Raw genomic sequence first — 704 nt, forward strand, 5'->3', positions numbered from 1 at the left:
AAATGAACTCGTATGCGCAGTATTTTAGGTATGTAGCCATACTTGACTCAAGAGTTCGCCCTAACCACAAAAAACTACATGGGCTCATACTTCCAAAAACCGATAAATTTTGGGACAAAAACTATCCGCCTAACGACTGGGGATGTAGGTGCAAGGTTCAAGTACTAACAGAGGATGAGCTTAAAAGCGAAGGCTGGCAAGTGTCTAAAAGCATTCCTTTAAATATAGCCGATAAAGACTGGGCTTATAATGTAGGCAAAGCGGATAACAAGGATAAAATTTTAAAAGAAAAAATTAAAAAAATAGATAAAGACTCCGCTCTTGCAAAAGCTGCACTATCGGAGCTTAAAACCCTAGAGCAAGATCGAAAGCTTTATGTTTGGCAGCAAGGGCTTAATGATATGCTAAAAGTTCTGATTAGCGGCTCAATCATTAAAGATAAAGCTTTTCAAGTAGTTCAAGTGGGAGAGTTGAGACCAAAAATAAAAAAAGCCCTAAATAATCAAGGTATAACACCAAAGGCTAATAGTATAGCCATATATCAAAACACGATTTCGCATATCAATAGAGATAGCAAACCAAAAGCAAAAAAGCCAAATATCGATGAAATAAAGGCTATCGTAAGTGTTTTTGATAGAGCTAAACATGTATATTATGATAGTCAAGAAAACGTGTTGTTGTATTTTTACTCAAGCTTGCAACAT

Annotated in this window: 1 protein-coding gene; it reads left to right on the forward strand. The window is 35.9% G+C overall.

Annotated elements, in window-relative coordinates:
* On the forward strand, nucleotides 1–704 hold a 704-nt coding region (locus tag CDOM16188_RS11105), incomplete at both ends, for a phage minor head protein (RefSeq protein WP_172202211.1).

Origin of the sequence: Campylobacter sp. RM16188 (genome assembly GCF_012978795.1) — a bacterium.
GTDB classification, from domain to species: Bacteria; Campylobacterota; Campylobacteria; order Campylobacterales; family Campylobacteraceae; genus Campylobacter_A; species Campylobacter_A canis.